The organism is Streptomyces hawaiiensis (assembly GCF_004803895.1).
Lineage (GTDB): Bacteria > Actinomycetota > Actinomycetes > Streptomycetales > Streptomycetaceae > Streptomyces > Streptomyces hawaiiensis.
On sequence record NZ_CP021978.1, the window covers coordinates 5832850 to 5848780 of the forward strand.

At 70.0% G+C, this 15931-nt stretch carries 15 protein-coding genes and 1 riboswitch; of the genes, 9 read left to right on the forward strand and 6 right to left on the reverse strand.

All coding sequences use genetic code 11. The features are described 5' to 3' along the window. The first annotated feature begins 65 nt into the window (after nt 1-65). Nucleotides 66-308 (forward strand): hypothetical protein, encoded by a 243-nt coding sequence (locus tag CEB94_RS27075; protein ID WP_175434673.1) that lies wholly within the window; start codon nt 66-68, stop codon nt 306-308. On the opposite strand, the gene CEB94_RS27080 is transcribed toward CEB94_RS27075, so the two are convergent. The 5 genes from CEB94_RS27080 to CEB94_RS27100 form a co-directional block, all read right to left on the reverse strand. Continuing rightward, on the reverse strand, nt 221-1228 hold the full coding sequence (locus CEB94_RS27080; RefSeq protein ID WP_175434674.1) for a ribonucleotide-diphosphate reductase subunit beta: 1008 nt from the start codon (nt 1226-1228) through the stop codon (nt 221-223). The two genes, CEB94_RS27075 and CEB94_RS27080, sit on opposite strands and share 88 nt — an antisense overlap. Further along, nucleotides 1228-3579, reverse strand: coding sequence for a ribonucleoside-diphosphate reductase subunit alpha (locus tag CEB94_RS27085; protein ID WP_175434675.1), 2352 nt, complete (start codon nt 3577-3579; stop codon nt 1228-1230). The genes CEB94_RS27080 and CEB94_RS27085 overlap by 1 nt, the downstream gene beginning before the upstream one ends. 124 nt (nt 3580-3703) lie before the next feature. Further along, a riboswitch (cobalamin riboswitch) is annotated at nt 3704-3843 on the reverse strand. A gap of 124 nt (nt 3844-3967) precedes the next feature. After that, complete coding sequence (gene mctP / locus CEB94_RS27090) at nt 3968-5596, reverse strand: monocarboxylate uptake permease MctP (RefSeq protein ID WP_175434676.1); 1629 nt, start codon at nt 5594-5596, stop codon at nt 3968-3970. Next, nucleotides 5593-5859, reverse strand: coding sequence for a DUF3311 domain-containing protein (locus CEB94_RS27095; protein ID WP_175434677.1), 267 nt, complete (start codon nt 5857-5859; stop codon nt 5593-5595). Before CEB94_RS27095 ends, mctP begins: the two co-directional genes overlap by 4 nt. A gap of 139 nt (nt 5860-5998) precedes the next feature. Next, nucleotides 5999-6763, reverse strand: a complete 765-nt coding sequence (locus CEB94_RS27100) for a GntR family transcriptional regulator (protein ID WP_175434678.1) — start codon at nt 6761-6763, stop codon at nt 5999-6001. A 312-nt stretch (nt 6764-7075) separates the two neighbouring features. On the opposite strand from CEB94_RS27100, the gene CEB94_RS27105 reads away from it, so the two are divergent. The 7 genes from CEB94_RS27105 to CEB94_RS27135 all read left to right on the forward strand — a co-directional run bounded on the left by CEB94_RS27105 (nt 7076) and on the right by CEB94_RS27135 (nt 13647). Further along, nucleotides 7076-8356 carry an extracellular solute-binding protein gene (locus CEB94_RS27105; protein WP_175434679.1) on the forward strand — a complete coding sequence of 427 codons (1281 nt, stop codon included), beginning with the start codon at nt 7076-7078 and terminating at the stop codon, nt 8354-8356. 71 nt (nt 8357-8427) lie between these two features. Continuing rightward, nucleotides 8428-9417, forward strand: coding sequence for a carbohydrate ABC transporter permease (locus tag CEB94_RS27110; RefSeq protein WP_175434680.1), 990 nt, complete (start codon nt 8428-8430; stop codon nt 9415-9417). Continuing rightward, nucleotides 9414-10277, forward strand: coding sequence for a carbohydrate ABC transporter permease (locus tag CEB94_RS27115; protein ID WP_175434681.1), 864 nt, complete (start codon nt 9414-9416; stop codon nt 10275-10277). Before CEB94_RS27110 ends, CEB94_RS27115 begins: the two co-directional genes overlap by 4 nt. Nucleotides 10278-10286: 9 nt before the next feature. After that, the gene (locus CEB94_RS27120; protein ID WP_175434682.1) at nt 10287-11825 is read left to right on the forward strand and encodes a glycoside hydrolase family 3 protein; all 1539 of its coding nucleotides are present in this window, start codon (nt 10287-10289) and stop codon (nt 11823-11825) included. A gap of 174 nt (nt 11826-11999) precedes the next feature. Further along, a complete protein-coding gene (locus CEB94_RS27125) occupies nt 12000-12782 on the forward strand; it encodes a DUF899 family protein (RefSeq protein ID WP_175434683.1) in 783 nt (260 codons plus the stop codon). A gap of 74 nt (nt 12783-12856) precedes the next feature. Beyond that, nucleotides 12857-13105 carry a helix-turn-helix transcriptional regulator gene (locus CEB94_RS27130; RefSeq protein ID WP_030851643.1) on the forward strand — a complete coding sequence of 83 codons (249 nt, stop codon included), beginning with the start codon at nt 12857-12859 and terminating at the stop codon, nt 13103-13105. After that, the gene (locus CEB94_RS27135) at nt 13102-13647 is read left to right on the forward strand and encodes a hypothetical protein (protein WP_175434684.1); all 546 of its coding nucleotides are present in this window, start codon (nt 13102-13104) and stop codon (nt 13645-13647) included. The genes CEB94_RS27130 and CEB94_RS27135 overlap by 4 nt, the downstream gene beginning before the upstream one ends. 63 nt (nt 13648-13710) lie before the next feature. Here the strand turns inward: CEB94_RS27135 and nagB are convergent, their stop codons facing one another. Next, a complete protein-coding gene (gene nagB, locus CEB94_RS27140; protein WP_175434685.1) occupies nt 13711-14496 on the reverse strand; it encodes a glucosamine-6-phosphate deaminase in 786 nt (261 codons plus the stop codon). A 277-nt stretch (nt 14497-14773) separates the two neighbouring features. On the opposite strand from nagB, the gene CEB94_RS27145 reads away from it, so the two are divergent. After that, nucleotides 14774-15847 (forward strand): SIS domain-containing protein, encoded by a 1074-nt coding sequence (locus CEB94_RS27145; RefSeq protein ID WP_175434686.1) that lies wholly within the window; start codon nt 14774-14776, stop codon nt 15845-15847. The last annotated feature ends 84 nt before the right edge of the window (nt 15848-15931 follow it).

Genomic DNA, 15931 nt, shown 5'->3' on the forward strand with positions numbered 1-15931 from the left:
AATTCGAGGGTCTACGGCAGTACTGCCACTGACGGTAAGGAGTCATCCGCGCGACAGTGGTGTCCATGAACACGAACCAGATAGAAGCGCTGATCGGAATGACCGCCACCCTCGGGATCCTGGTCCTCCTGGTCCTCCCGTCCGTGCTCGGCCTGGTGCGCGAGAGGCGCATCGACCGGCAGATCAGGGAGGCCCAGGAGGCCCGTGCAGAGGTGCCGGCTCAGAAGTCCTCGTCGAGGTCGACGGTGCCCTCCACCGCCACCTGGTACGCCGAGGGCCGCCGCTCGAAGAAGTTGGTCAACTCCTGAACCCCCTGGAGCTCCATGAAGGAGAAGGGGTTCTCGGAGCCGTGCACCGGAGCGAAGCCGAGGCGGGTGAGCCGCTGGTCGGCGACGCACTCCAGGTACTGCCGCATCGACTCGGTGTTCATGCCCGGGAGGCCGTCCCCGCACAGGTCGCGCGCGAACTGCAGCTCGGCCTCGACAGCCTCCCGGAGCATGTCCGTCACCTCCTGCCGGAGCCGGTCGTCGAAGAGCTCCGGCTCCTCCTTGCGGACGGTGTCGACCACGTCGAAGGCGAAGGACATGTGCATCGTCTCGTCGCGGAACACCCAGTTGGTGCCGGTGGCCAGGCCGTGCAGCAGGCCCCGGCTGCGGAACCAGTAGACGTACGCGAATGCGCCGTAGAAGAACAGGCCCTCGATGCACGCGGCGAAGCAGATCAGGTTGAGCAGGAACCGGCGCCGGTCGGCCTGGGTCTCCAGCCGGTCGAGCTTGTCCACCGAGTCCATCCACCGGAAGCAGAACTCGGCCTTCTCGCGGATGGACGGGATGTTCTCCACGGCCGCGAAGGCGGCGTTGCGGTCCTCCGGGTCGGGCAGATACGTGTCCAGAAGCGTCAGATAGAACTGGACGTGCACGGCCTCCTCGAAGAGCTGGCGGCTCAGATACAGCCGCGCCTCGGGGGAGTTGATGTGCTTGTACAGCGTCAGCACCAGGTTGTTCGCGACGATCGAGTCGCCCGTCGCGAAGAACGCGACCAGCCGGCCGATCAGGTGCTGCTCCGCCGGTGACAGCTTGGCTAGGTCGGTGACGTCCGAGTGGAGGTCGACCTCCTCCACGGTCCAGGTGTTCTTGATGGCGTCCCGGTAGCGCTCGTAGAAGTCCGGGTAGCGCATGGGGCGCAGAGTCAGTTCGAAGCCGGGGTCGAGAAGGTTCTGGGTGGTCATCACTGGCAGGCCTCGCAGGACTCGGGGTTTTCCAGGGAGCAGGCGACCGCTTCGGGATCCGGGGTGGCCTGCGCGGGGACAGCGGCCTGTGCGGCGCGGGCGATGCGGGTCGCCGGGCGCGAACGCAGGTAGTACGTCGTCTTCAGCCCGGACTTCCAGGCGTAGGCGTACATCGAGGAGAGCTTGCCGATGGTCGGCGTCTCCAGGAAGAGGTTCAGGGACTGGGACTGGTCCAGGAACGGGGTCCTGGCCGCCGCCATGTCGATCAGGCCGCGCTGCGGGATCTCCCACGCCGTGCGGTAGAGGGCGCGGACGTCCTCGGGGATCCAGGCGAAGTCCTGCACCGAGCCGTTGGCCTCGCGCAGGGCCTCCCGGCTGCGCGCGTCCCACACGCCGAGCCGCTTCAGCTCGTCCACCAGGTAGGAGTTGACCTGGAGGAACTCGCCGGACAGCGTCTCGCGCTTGAACAGGTTGGACACCTGCGGCTCGATGCACTCGTAGACGCCCGCGATGGAGGCGATCGTCGCCGTGGGGGCGATGGCGAGGAGCAGGGAGTTGCGCAGGCCGGTCGTGGCGACGCGCTCGCGCAGGGCGGTCCAGCGCTCCGGCCAGCTCAGGCGAACGGCCGGGAAATGATCGGGGTGCAGCATGCCCCGGGCCGTACGGGTCTTCTCCCAGGCCGGCAGCGGGCCGTTGCGCTCGGCCAGGCCGGCGGAGGCCTCGTACGCGGCGAGCATGACGCGCTCGGCGATGCGGGTGGAGAGCGCCCTGGCCTCGGGTGAGTCGAAGGGCAGGCGCAGCTTGAAGAAGACGTCCTGCAGACCCATGACGCCGAGACCGACCGGGCGCCAGCGGGCGTTGGAGCGGCCCGCCTGCTCGGTCGGGTAGAAGTTGATGTCCACGACGCGGTCGAGGAACGTCACGGCCGTGCGGACGGTCTCGTCCAGCCGCTCCCAGTCGATGTCACCCTGGTGCACGAACGCCCCCAGGTTGACCGACCCCAGGTTGCAGACCGCCGTCTCCCCGTCGCTGGTGACCTCCAGGATCTCCGTGCAGAGATTGGACGAGTGGACGACGTGGCCCGGCTCGGCCGTCTGGTTGGCGGTGCGGTTGGCGGCGTCCTTGAAGGTCATCCAGCCGTTGCCGGTCTGCGCGAGGGTGCGCATCATGCGGCCGTACAGCTCACGGGCGGACAGGGTCTTCCGCGCGAGGCCCTTCGCCTCGGCCGCCCGGTACGCGGCGTCGAACTCCTCGCCCCACAGGTCGACCAGCTCCGGCACGTCCGAGGGGGAGAACAGCGACCAGTGCGCGTCGGCGTTCACGCGCCGCATGAACTCGTCCGGCACCCAGTGCGCGAGGTTCAGGTTGTGCGTGCGGCGGGCGTCCTCACCGGTGTTGTCGCGCAGCTCCAGGAACTCCTCGAGGTCGGAGTGCCAGGTCTCCAGGTAGACCGCGGCCGCGCCCTTGCGGCGGCCGCCCTGGTTCACCGCGGCGACCGAGGCGTCGAGGGTCTTCAGGAACGGCACGATGCCGTTGGAGTGCCCGTTGGTGCCGCGGATCAGTGAACCGCGGGCGCGGATGCGGGAGTACGCGATCCCGATGCCGCCGGCGTGCTTCGACAGCCGGGCCACCTGGTGGTAGCGGTCGTAGATGGAGTCCAGCTCGTCCTTGGGGGAGTCGAGGAGGTAGCAGGACGACATCTGCGGGTGCCGCGTGCCCGAGTTGAAGAGGGTGGGGGAGGAGGGGAGGTAGTCGAGGCGGCTCATGAGGCCGTAGAGAGCCGCGACTTCGTCCAGCGCGCGCGTGGTGTCGTCCTCGGCGAGGCCGCTCGCCACCCGCAGCAGGAAGTGCTGGGGCGTCTCGACGACCTTGCGGGTGTGGGGGTGGCGCAGCAGGTAGCGGCTGTGCAGCGTGCGCAGGCCGAAGTAGCCGAAGCGGTCGTCGGCGCCGGTGTCGATCAGGGCGTCGAGCCGGGCCGCGTGCAGCCGGACGAACTCGGCGGTGCGGTCGGCGATGAGGCCCTCGCGGTGGCCGGCCGCGACGGACTCGGTGAAGGACGTGACACCCTGTGAGGCGGCCTCCTCGCGGATGCCGACGGTCAGCAGCCGCGCGGCCAGCCGGGAGTAGGCGGGGTCCTCGGAGATCAGACCGGCCGCGGCCTCCGTCGCCAGATCACGCAACTCCGCCTCGTCGGCTCGCGAGGACCTGCCGCGCAGGGCGGCGGCGGCGACCCGGCCGGGGTCGGCGTCGGGGAGGTCGGCGGTCAGCTCGGTCAGGGTCCGCAGCAGCGCGGTACCGGGAGCGTCGGGCTCTTCGGTGGCTGAGACCGGTTCGGCTGGCGCGATGGTCACGTGGGGCTCTCCCTCGCTCGGCACGGGGGCCTCGTCGAGGGCAGGGGGCAGCACGCGAGCGCACGCGGCGTCGCGTCCACCGGCCCATTCCACGAGGCCCGGACGTCAGGGCACACCGGCCGGGTGGCCGGGTGCGCTGTCGGCAGGTCCTCGGACTGACTCCTGTGCATGGCGGTTCGGGGAACAGACATGCGCAAGCACACCGTTGCGGGACAGTTCCGGATTCACACCGGATTCCCCTGCGGCGACAGCGAGCATGAGCATACATCTTGTGCCAGGTTCGGAAGGCACCCCCAGATGTTGTGTCGGAAACGGCGGCGGGCCGCCGTGATACGTGATCACGACGGCCCGCTGCGGGTGGTGTGTGCCGGGCTCCGCGCCCCTGAAGTCAGTGCGCCGAACCGGCGGTGGCAGGCGGGAGTTCCACCTGGACCCCCGGGTCGCCCGCGTCGGCCGTGTAGTCCTCCGGCTTGGTCTCGTCGATGCCGTCGGGGGCCTTCAGGGCCCTCAGGACGAAGGTCAGGACCACCGTCACCACCACGTTCAGGACGAACGCCGTGAGGCCGATGTAGCCGATCTCGCCGATGCCCGGGATCTCCTTCGAGGAGCCGCCGAAATGCTTCTGCGTGGGCGAGGCGACGCCGTACGCGGCGGCCGTGCCGTAGACCATGCCGACCGCCCAGCCCGCGAGCAGGGCCCAGCGGTGGAACCAGCGGGTGAACAGGCCGCCGACCAGGGCCGGGAAGGTCTGCAGGATCCAGATGCCGCCCAGCAGCTGGAAGTTGATGGCGACCGTCTTGTCCATGGTGAGGACGAAGGCCAGGGCGCCGACCTTCACCAGCAGGGAGACCAGCTTGGAGACCTTGGTCTCCTGCGCCGGTGTGGCGTCCGGCTTGATGAAGTCCTTGTAGATGTTGCGGGTGAAGAGGTTCGCGGCCGCGATGGACATGATGGCCGCCGGCACCAGCGCGCCGATGCCGATCGCCGCGAACGCCACGCCCGCGAACCAGTCCGGGAACATCGTCTCGAACAGCTGCGGAATCGCCAGCTGCCCGTTCTGCACCTTGATCCCGGCCGCGATCGCCATGAACCCGAGCAGCGCCAGCAGACCCAGCATCAGCGAGTACAGCGGCAGGATCGTGGTGTTGCGGCGGATCACCTCACGGCTCTTCGAGGACAGCGTCGCCGTGATCGAGTGCGGGTACATGAAGAGGGCCAGGGCGGAGCCCAACGCCAGCGTGGCGTACGTCCACTGCCCCGCCTCGGCCGGTACCAGCGCACCGCGCGGCGCACCCGTCGCCGGGTTGGTCTGGCCGTACGCCTCGCTCGCCTTGGCGAAGATGTCGTCGAAGCCGCCCAGCTTGATCGGGATGTAGATGATCGCCACCGCGATGACGATGTAGATCAGCGTGTCCTTCACGAACGCGATGAGCGCGGGGGCCCGCAGACCCGACGAGTACGTGTAAGCCGCCAGCACGCCGAACGCGATCAGCAGCGGCAGGTCCTTGATGAACCAGTTGGTGTCCTCGCCGCCGCCGACGCCCATCACGTCCAGCACGGCCTGGATGCCGACCAGCTGGAGCGCGATGTACGGCATCGTCGCCAGGATGCCGGTCACGGCCACCGCCAGCGACAGGCCCTTCGAGCCGAAGCGGCCGCGCACGAAGTCGGACGTCGTGACGTACCCGTGCTTGTGGGAGACCGACCACAGGCGGGGGAGGAAGGTGAAGATCAGCGGGTACACCAGGATCGTGTACGGCACCGCGAAGAAGCCGGCCGCGCCCGCCGCGTAGATCGCCGCCGGCACGGCCACGAAGGTGTACGCGGTGTACAGGTCGCCGCCGAGCAGGAACCAGGTGACCCAGGTGCCGAACGAGCGCCCGCCCAGGCCCCATTCGTCCAGGCTCTGCTCGTTGTCGGCCTTGCGCCAGCGCGCGGCCAGGAAGCCCATGACCGTCACGGCCAGGAAGAAGAAGATGAAGACGCCCAGTGCGACGCCGTTCACGCCGTCCTTCACTGCGACGCACCGCCCTTCGCGGCCGAGCGGGCGCGCTGGTCACGCTGCCACAGCTTGTAGGCGATCATCGTCAGGACGGTGGAGATGAGCACCCACGCCATCTGATACCAGTAGAAGAACGGGATCCCGATGAAGGCCGGGTCGGTCTTGGCGTACGAGCCGACCCACAACATGGCCACGAACGGCGCTATGAGGCAGACGGCGATGACGACGCGCATGGGCGTCACCACCGGCCCTCCGCTGACTTCCGGGGCTTGCGACATCAGGCGGCTCCGTCCCCTTGCTGATCACCTGTAATGCGCAGGCAATCTAGGTCAGGGCGTGGCGATAGCGGAACCCCTCGTCCGCAATGCGGTACCCAAATGAAATGGGCCCTCATCAGCCGCCTCAACAGCGGTTCCGCTACTCCTGAGGCCGCTTCAGCCGGGCCACGAACTTGTACCGGTCCCCCCGGTAGACCGACCGCACCCACTCCACCGGCCGGCCGTCCCGGGCCAGGGAGTGCCGGGAGAGCATCAGCATCGGCAGGCCGACGTCCGTGCCGAGCAGGCCGGCCTCGCGCGGGGTGGCCAGGGACGTCTCGATGGTCTCCTCGGCCTCCGCGAGATGGACGTCGTAGACCTCGGCCAACGCCGTGTAGAGGGACGTGTACTTCACCAGCGAGCGCCGCAGCGCCGGGAAGCGCTTCGCGCTCAGATGCGTGGTCTCGATGGCCATCGGCTCGCCGTTGGCCATGCGCAGCCGCTCGATGCGCAGCACGCGCCCGCCGGGCGTGATGTCGAGCAGCCCGGCCAGGCGGTCGTCGGCGGTGATGTAGCCGATGTCCAGCAGCTGCGAGGTGGGTTCGAGGCCCTGGGCGCGCATGTCCTCGGTGTACGAGGTCAGTTGCAGCGCCTGCGAGACCTTCGGCTTGGCGACGAAGGTGCCCTTGCCCTGGATGCGTTCCAGCCGGCCTTCGACGACCAGTTCCTGCAGCGCCTGGCGCACGGTGGTGCGCGAGGTGTCGAACTCCGCCGCCAGCGTGCGCTCGGGCGGGACCGGCGTGCCGGGCGCCTGCGTCTCCGTCATGTCGAGCAGGTGCTTCTTCAGGCGGTAGTACTTGGGCACGCGTGCGGTACGGACGGGCACCCCGTTCTCGTTCTCCGCACTGCTGACGTCGGTGCTCATGCTCCGCCTTCCCGGCTGGGTCTGCCGACACGATCCCACTTGTATACCGTCGGCGCCGCTTTTGGTCTAGTCCACCATTCCCTGTGGTCTACCCGCAGTATGCCGTGTCCACCAGGGTTTTCGCTGGGTTCTTACTTAAAGGTTCCTGCATATGTAGGTCGCATAACAGCTGGTCAGGGCCCTCTCGTCGCCCTTGACAGGCCTCCTGGGCTGGTCCAAGCTCCCCGTACTGGTCTACACCATTGGTCCAGGCCCGGCCCCACGTTCACTGCGGGGAGCCAGGGGGGTTGTGGGATCCCTGAGGAGGGTGGCGTGAAGCGCAAGCTGACAGCCGCGATCGGTATCGCGGGCATGATGGTCTCCATCGCGGCGTGCGGCGGCGAGGGTGACGGGGGTTCCGACAAGGGCGCGGACGCCAAGGAGCTGACCGTCTGGCTCACCGTCGACGCCCAGAACAACTGGCCGGAGCTGGTGAAGGCCGCCGACGCCGCCGTCAAGAAGAAGCACCCCGGCCTCAAGATCGACCACGAGTACTACGGCTGGCCCGACAAGAACGCCAAGCTCGACGCCGTCCTCGCCACGGACAAGGTCCCCGACGTGGTCGAGATGGGCAACACCGAGATGCTCGGCTACATGGTCAAGGGCGCCTTCGCCCCCCTCGACCAGGCCGATTTCGACAACTCGGACGCCTGGCTGGACGGCCTGAAGGCCTCGGTCACCTACGACGGCAAGACCTACGGCGTCCCGTACTACGCCGGCGGCCGCGTCGCCAACTGGCGCAAGGACGTGGCGGCGTCGGCCGGGGTGAAGTCGACGCCGAAGACCTACAAGGAACTGACCGCCGCCCTGGACAAGATCCAGAAGAAGCAGGGCGACAAGTTCAGCGCCTGGTACCAGCCCACCCGCGACTGGTACGCGGCCATGTCCTTCGTCTACGACGCCGGCGGCGCCATCGCCACCGAGTCGGGCGGTCAGTGGAAGGCCTCCCTCTCCTCGCCCGAGTCCCTCAAGGGCCTCACCGAGTTCAAGAACGTCGTCGACTCCTACATGCACGGCGACAAGACCAAGGACGAGTCCGACCGCTACATCGTCTACGGCCAGGGCAAGTCCGCCATGATCTTCGCCGCCGCCTGGGAGGGCGCGACCGCCGAGGACCCGAAGAACGACAAGACCGGCAAGCTCAAGGGCAACCTCGAGAACTTCGTGATGCCCGGCCCGTCCGGCAAGAACATGCCCGTCTTCCTGGGCGGCTCCGACCTCGCCGTGCCGGTGAAGTCCGACGCGCAGGCCCTGGCCGCCGAGTGGATCAACGCGTTCGCCGGCTCCTCCGGGCAGAAGGGCCTGATGGCCAAGGGCAACCTGCCCAACAACAAGACCGATCTCGCCACGCTCAAGAACGACCCGAAGACGGCCGTCCCCGCCACCGCGGCCGAGTCCAACTGGTTCGTCCCGATGGCCCCCGGCTGGGGCCAGGTCGAGAAGGCCCAGATCCTGCAGACCATGCTGCAGAGCATCGGCACCGGCAAGAAGTCCGTCGAGGCCGCCGCCGAGGAGGCGGACGCCGCGATCGACAAGGTCATCAACACCAAGTGACCTTCGGGCGGGGCCCCACCCGGTGGGGCCCCGCCGTCGTCAAGACCTGAGGGACCGCCAAGGAGCGCGCGATGAGTGCCGCAGACACCCACATTCCTGCCAAAGTGCCGCCACCGCGGCAGGCGCCCCCGCCACCCCCCGAGAACCGGCGGCCCCGCGGGCAGCGCACGCCGGGCGGGGCGGCGGTCCCCTGGCTGCTGCTCGCACCCTGCCTGCTGATCCTCGCCCTGGTCATGGGCTATCCACTGGCCCGCCTGGTCACTCTGTCCTTCCAGAAGTTCGGGCAGTCCCAGCTGTGGGGTTTCCAGCCGGCCGAGTCGGTCGGCTTCGACAACTTCGCCAAGGTGCTCGGCGACGGCGAGTTCTGGGCCGTCGTCGTGCGCACGATCGTCTTCGCGGGCGGCGCCGTCGTCCTCACGATGGTGATCGGCATGGCGCTCGCCCTGCTGCTCCAGCGGGTCTCCGGCTGGGTGAAGATGCTCATCAACATCGTCCTGGTGGCCAGCTGGGGCATGCCGGTGATCGTGGCGACCACGGTCTTCAAGTGGCTCTTCGACACGGACTACGGCGTCTTCAACGCGCTGCTCAGCAAGCTGCCCGGCATCGACATGGTCGGCCACAACTGGTTCGCCAGCGGGCCCGAGGGCCTTGCCGTGATCATGCTGCTGGTGGTCTGGGGCGCCGTGCCGTTCGTGGTCATCACGCTCAGCGCGGGTCTCACCCAGGTCCCGAAGGAGCTGGAGGAGGCGGCCCGCCTGGACGGCGCCGGCTCCTGGGGCGTCTTCCGCTATGTCACCCTGCCCGTCCTCAAGCCGATCATCGTGATGCTCACGACCCTGTCGGTCATCTGGGACATGGGCGTCTTCCCCCAGGTGTTCGTCATGCGGGGCGGCCATCCCGAGCCGGAGTTCCAGGTCCTCAACACCTACTCCTACGACCGGGCCTTCGTCGTCAACGACTACGCCCAGGGCTCGGCCATCGCGCTGATCACCGTCCTGCTGCTGCTCGGCGTCGTTGCCGTCTACATGCGGCAGATGCTGAAGATCGGAGAGGTCGAATGAGTGCGCTCATCGGAGCCGCCGCCCGTCAGAAGTCAGCCGGCCGCCAAAAGTCGCGGCTCGGCTGGAACCTCCTCGGCCTCCTCGTCTTCGTCACCGCCGGCTTCCCGCTCTACTGGATGCTCAACACCGCGTTCAAGCCCGCCAAGGACGCCATCGACGCGGACCCGAGCCTGCTGCCGACCGGCATCACCTTCGACAACTTCGGCCGGGCGCTGGACATCGCCGACTTCTGGGGCCCGGTCGGCCGCAGCATGGTGGTGTCGCTGACGGTGGTCGTCATCGGCATGGTGGTCGGGCTGCTGGCCGCGCTCGCCATCTCCCGGTTCGCCTTCCGCGGCCGCAAGATCGTGATCGTGGGCATCCTCGCGGTCCAGATGGTCCCGCTGGTCGCCATGATCATCCCGGTGTTCCTGCTGCTCAACGACCTGGGCCAGTACGACCGGCTGACCGGCCTCATCATCACTTACCTGACCTTCATCCTGCCGTTCACGGTGTGGACGCTGAGGGGCTTCATCGTCAACATCCCCAAGGAGCTGGAGGAGGCGGCCATGGTCGACGGCTGCTCCCGCACCGGCGCCTTCCTCCGGGTCGTCTTCCCGCTCCTGGCTCCCGGCATGGTCGCCACCTCGGTCTACGGTTTCATCCAGGCCTGGAACGAGTACCTCTACGCCCTGATGCTGCTCAGTCAGAAGAACCAGACGGCGACCGTGTGGCTCGGCAACTTCACCACCAAGCACGGCACCGAATACGCCCCGATGATGGCCGGAGCCACGATGATGGCCGTGCCGATCGTCGCCCTCTTCCTCCTCGTCCAGCGCAAGATGGCCGCGGGCCTGACCGCGGGCGCCGTGAAGGGATGACCTCACCCGATGACGACACTCGCCAGCGGCACCGACACGCTCACCCGCGACGCCCTGACGGTCCTCCAGCCCGGCTTCACCGGCACCACCGCCCCCGACTGGCTGCTGCGCCGCCTCGGTGAGGGGCTCGCCTCCGTCGGACTGTTCGGCCGCAACATCGCCTCCCCCGGCCAACTGGCCGCCCTGACCGCCCAGCTGCGGGCCGAGCGCGACGACGTCCTCGTCGCCATCGACGAGGAGGGCGGCGACGTGACCCGCCTGGAGGTGCGCACCGGCTCCTCCTTCCCGGGCAACCACGCCCTCGGCGCGGTCGACGACGTGGAGCTGACCCACCAGGTCGCCCACGAGCTGGGCCGTCGCCTCGCCGCCTGCGGTGTGAACCTCAACTGGGCGCCGTCCGCCGACGTCAACTCCGACCCCCGCAACCCGGTCATCGGTGTCCGCTCCTTCGGCGCCGACACCGGCCTGGCCGCCCGGCACACCGCCGCCTATGTGACGGGCCTGCAGTCCGCCGGCGTCGCCGCCTGCACCAAGCACTTCCCGGGCCACGGCGACACGGCCGTCGACTCCCACCACGCACTGCCGCGCATCGACGTCTCCGCCGAGGTGCTGGCCGACCGCGAACTGACCCCGTTCCGCGCCGCCATCGCCGCCGGCACCCGGGCCGTCATGAGCGCCCACATCCTGGTCCCGGCCCTCGACCCCGACCGCCCGGCCACCCTGTCCCGCCGCATCCTCACCGGCCTGCTCCGCGGCGAGCTCGGCTACGACGGCCTCATCGTCACCGACGGCATGGAGATGCGGGCCATCGCCGGCACCTACGGCATCGAACGCGGCAGCGTCCTCGCCATCGCCGCGGGCGCCGACGCGATCTGCGTGGGCGGCGGCCTCGCCGACGACGCGACCGTGCTGCGGCTGCGGGACGCCCTGGTCGCGGCCGTGCGCACGGGCGAACTCCCGGAGGATCGCCTCGCCGAGGCCGCCGACCGGGTACGGGCCCTGGCCCGCTGGGCCGGCACGCACGGCCACCGGGCCGAGGACACCCACGGCACCGAGATCGGCCTGCACGCCGCCCGCCGCGCCCTGACGGTGACCGCCGCGCCCGGCATCGGCGACCCCGCGACCTTCATGCCCCTCACCGAACCGCCCTACGTCGCCGCCCTCACCCCCGTCGCCAACATCGCGGTCGGCGACGAGACCCCGTGGGGCCTCGCCGCCGAGCTCATCCACCTCCTGCCGGGCACAGTGACGGGCAGCTTCTCCGCCGGGGACGGCCCGGAGGAGGAGGCGGGGGAGAGCGCCGGCCGCGCGGCCCTCCAGGCGGCCGGACCGCGGCGCATCGTGGCCGTCGTCCGAGACGAACACCGCCACCCCTGGATGGCCTCGGCCCTCGGCACCGTGCTTGCGGCCCGGCCCGACACCGTCGTCGTCGAGATGGGCGTCCCCCAGGCCGCCCCGCGCGGCGCCCTGCACATCGCCACCCATGGCGCGGCCCGCGTCTGCGGCCGGGCGGCGGCCGAGGTGATCGCCGGGATCACGGGGCTGTGAGAGCACGTCCGTCACGGCCGGTCCGGCGTGGTCGTCATGGTGTCCTCCGTGCAGGCCCGGCCGAGGACGCCCCCTTCGCAGCGATGAGTTCCGGCCGGGGGCCGAGTCTCCTTCGGTGACCGCAGCAGCGGCGTCGTGGGACGCCGTCCGGCACGAGACTCCACGGAGGACACCATGACGACCACGCCGGACCACCCGACCCCCGCGCTGCCCGGCCGCCCGCCCGTGGTGGACCCGGCCACCTGGCAGACCGCACGTGACGAGCTGCTGGTCCGCGAGAAGGCCCACACCCGTGAGGGCGACGCCATCGCGGCGGCCCGCCGCCGGCTGCCGATGGTGGAGTTCGACGGCACGGTCGAGGTCGTCGGCCCCGAGGGCCCGGTGCCCTTCCTGGGCCTCTTCCAGGGCCGCGACGAGCTCGTGGTCTACCAGCACATGTGGCACGACGGTGCACCGCACCAGGGGCAGTGCGAGGGCTGCACCACCACCGCATGGCACCTGAAGGACGCCGTCTACCTCAACGCCCGCGGCGTCTCCTTCGCCGTGCTGACCACGGGTCGCTGGGACGAGGTGGCCGCCTACGTCGAGTTCATGGGATACACCCAGCCCTGGTACTCGGTGCGCGACGTGGCCGCGCCGGTCGGCGGCGCGATGGGCTACCTCACCTGCTTCCTGCTCGACGGCGACCGCGTGTTCCTCACCTACCGCACGACGGGCCGCGGCAACGAGCGGGTCAACGGCTCCCTCGGCCTGCTCGACCTGACGCCCTACGGCCGCGGTGAGGCCTGGGAGGACAACCCCGACGACCGGCCCGAGGGGCGCGATGCCTGCTGGTCCTGGCGCTCGGACGCCGACGGGAACGCCACCTGGGGCCCGACCAGCCGCCCCGTACCGCAGTGGACCCGCCCCGGCGCGACCCCCGTGGAGACCCTCGGCCGCAACGGCCACCACCACTGACCCGCCTTCGCTCACAGCGGCGACCACCGGGATCGCGGTTGTAACCGTGCACCTGAATGTAGTACTTCTTATACATGAGCGAGCAGGTGCACAACAGGTTGGCCGTGGTGCGCGCCGAGCACAAGGTGTCGCGCCAGAGCCTGGCCGAGGCAGTGGGAGCCCACTACCAGACCATCGGCTACATCGAGCGGGGGCAGTACAACCCGAGCCTCGACCTGGCGCTGAAGATCTCGAAGTTCTTCGGCCTGCCGGTCGAGGCCCTGTTCTCCCTCGAACCGTTCCGGCCGCTCACGGACGAGGTCTACGGGAGGAACCAGCCATGACGACGACACGCCTGACCCGCTACGACCGGAGCATGCTGCGGCTGATGAACGATCGCCGCGCAGCGTCCTGGTACGCCACCACGGCGCGCCGCCGCCTGACCGTCGCCGCCCATGCCGCCCTCACCCTGGCCTTCGGCGGTCTGATGACCCACTTCTTCCTCGCCAAGGGCGAGCCGCTGTGGCCCGTGGCCGTCATGGTGGCGCTGCTACTGCCCTGGATGTTCGCGACCGGCGTGATCAACGGCGCCACCCGGGGCCTGCTGGAACTGCGCGAACACGTGCTGGACGAGCGCCAGTCGGCGGAACGCACCCGCGTCCTGGCCCGGGCCCACCGCGTGATGACCCTGCTCCTGGCCGCGGTCGCGGTCAGCCTGCTGATCACGGGCGGGGTCGCGGGCGACGCGCCGAAGGCCTACGCCGCACCCCTGCTCATCGCCGTCCTCGTCGTCCACTGGGTGATGCCCCTGTGGGTGGCCGGCTGGCACGCCCAGGACGAGCCGGCCGACGACGACGTACTGGAGCCCGGGGCCGTGGGCGTCTAGGACCTGTTGTCCAGGTCAGGCCCGAGGGGGAGCGCCGGATCTGCCCGGTGCCGGCTGGAGGCCTCAGATCCCCTGCCAGTCCGGCTTGTTGGCGTAGGTGTGCCGGAAGTAGTCCGCCAGCTTCAGCTTCGACGCGGCGGCCTCGTCGACGACGACGGTCGCATGGGGGTGGAGCTGGAGCGCGGACGCGGGGCACACCGCGGCGATCGGCCCTTCCACCGTCGCCGCGACCGCGTCCGCCTTGCCCTCGCCGGTGGCGAGCAGGACCAGATGCCGGGCCTCCAGGATGGTGCCGATACCCTGCGTGATCACGTGGTGCGGCACCTGGCCGATGTCGCCGTCGAAGAACCGCGCGTTGTCGATGCGGGTCTGCTCGGTCAGCGTCTTGATCCGCGTCCGCGACGCCAGCGACGAGCACGGCTCGTTGAACCCTATGTGCCCGTCGGTCCCGATCCCGAGCAGCTGAAGATCCACACCCCCGGCGTCCGACAGCGCCTTGTCGTACGCCTCGCACGCCCCCTGCACGTCCTTCGCCGTGCCGTCCGGGCCCGTGAACTGGTCCATCCCGATCCCGAGCGGCTCCAGCACCTCGCGCCGCAGCACCGAGCGGTACGACTCCGGATGGTCGGCGGGCAGCCCCACATACTCGTCGAGCTGCGCGATCCGCGTCCGCCCGACGTCCACGGCACCGGAGCGCACCTTCGCCGCCAGCGCCTCGTACACGGGCAGCGGCGTCGAGCCGGTGGCCACGCCCAGCAGGGCGCCGGGCTTACGGCGGAGCAGCCTGGCCATGGCCTCGGCTATGAGCTCGCCGCCCGCCTTGGCGTCCGGAACGATGACAACTTCCACGCTGGGCCTGCCGATCTGAGAGGAGTGCTCAACTGGGACCGGACCCGGGAGGGGTCGTGTGGTTTAGACCAATCTAACAGAGCGGGCCTGCCCCTCCCAGGGTGTGCACCGCTGCTCCCACGGGGGCAGCGCCGCCGTGCCGACCAGGTCACCAGGGGGTGAACAGTGCCGCTCCGCGCAGGGTTCGGAGCGGAGCGGGGGCCTCACGGGCGGGCGCTGTCCGGCCCGGGGGAGTGGAATGGGCTCTGCAGCCGCCCCGCTCCCGGAAGGACCCGCCATGACAGCCGCCGCCACACCGGACCCCCTCAGCGAGCCCCCGGGTCGGACCATGGCCCGAGAGATGGCGGAGCAGCCCGCCGTCCTGCGCCGGATCCTTTCCGGGGGCGCCCCGGCCATCCAGGACGTCGCCCGGCAGATCGCCGCCCGCGCGCCCCGCTTCGTCCTGCTGACCGCCCGCGGCACCTCCGACAACGCCGCCCTGTACGCCAAGTACCTCCTGGAGATCCGGCTCGGCCTGCCCTGCGGACTCACCTCGATGTCCACCACCACGGCCTACGGCGCCCGGCCCGACCTCACCGACGTCCTCGTCGTCACCGTCAGTCAGTCGGGCGGCTCCCCGGACCTGGTCGCCTCGACCCGGGCCGCCCGCGAGGCCGGCGCGATCACGCTGGCCGTCACCAACAACCCGGACTCACCGCTCGCCGGTGTCTCCGAATACCACATCGACATCATGGCCGGACCGGAGAAGGCCCTCCCCGCGACCAAGACCTACACCGCCTCCCTTCTCGCGCTCTACCTCTTCGTCGAAGGCCTGCGCGGCGGCGACGGCGCGCCTGCGCAGGTCCTGCCGGACCTCGCCGAGCAGCTGCTCGCCCGGCAGGACGAGGTGCGCACCCTCGCCGCCCGCTACCGTTTCGCCGAGCGGATGGTGATCACCTCCCGCGGCTACGGCTACCCCACGGCCAAGGAAGCCGCCCTCAAGCTGATGGAGACCAGCTACATCCCGGCCCTCTCCTACTCCGGCGCGGACCTGCTGCACGGACCACTCGCCATGGTCGACAACGTCTCCCCGGTTATCGCCGTGGTCACCGACGGCAAGGGCGGCGAAGCGCTCCAGCCGGTCCTGGACCGGCTGCGCGGCCGCGGGGCCGACCTCGTCGTCGTCGGTCCCAGGCATCAGGTCGAGGAGGCATCGGCCGGCTTCGTCCTGCCCACGGACGACGTGGCCGAGGAGGTCCAGCCCGTGCTGGAGATCATCCCCCTCCAGCTCCTTGCCTACGAGGTCACCATCGCCCGGGGCCAGGACCCGGACGCGCCCCGGGCATTGGCGAAGGTGACGGAGACTCACTGAGGGCGGGGGCGCTTTCGCGACGTCACCATGACCGCAGGCGCAGGCGCAGGCGCAGGCGCAGGCGTAACCGCAACCGCCGGGATC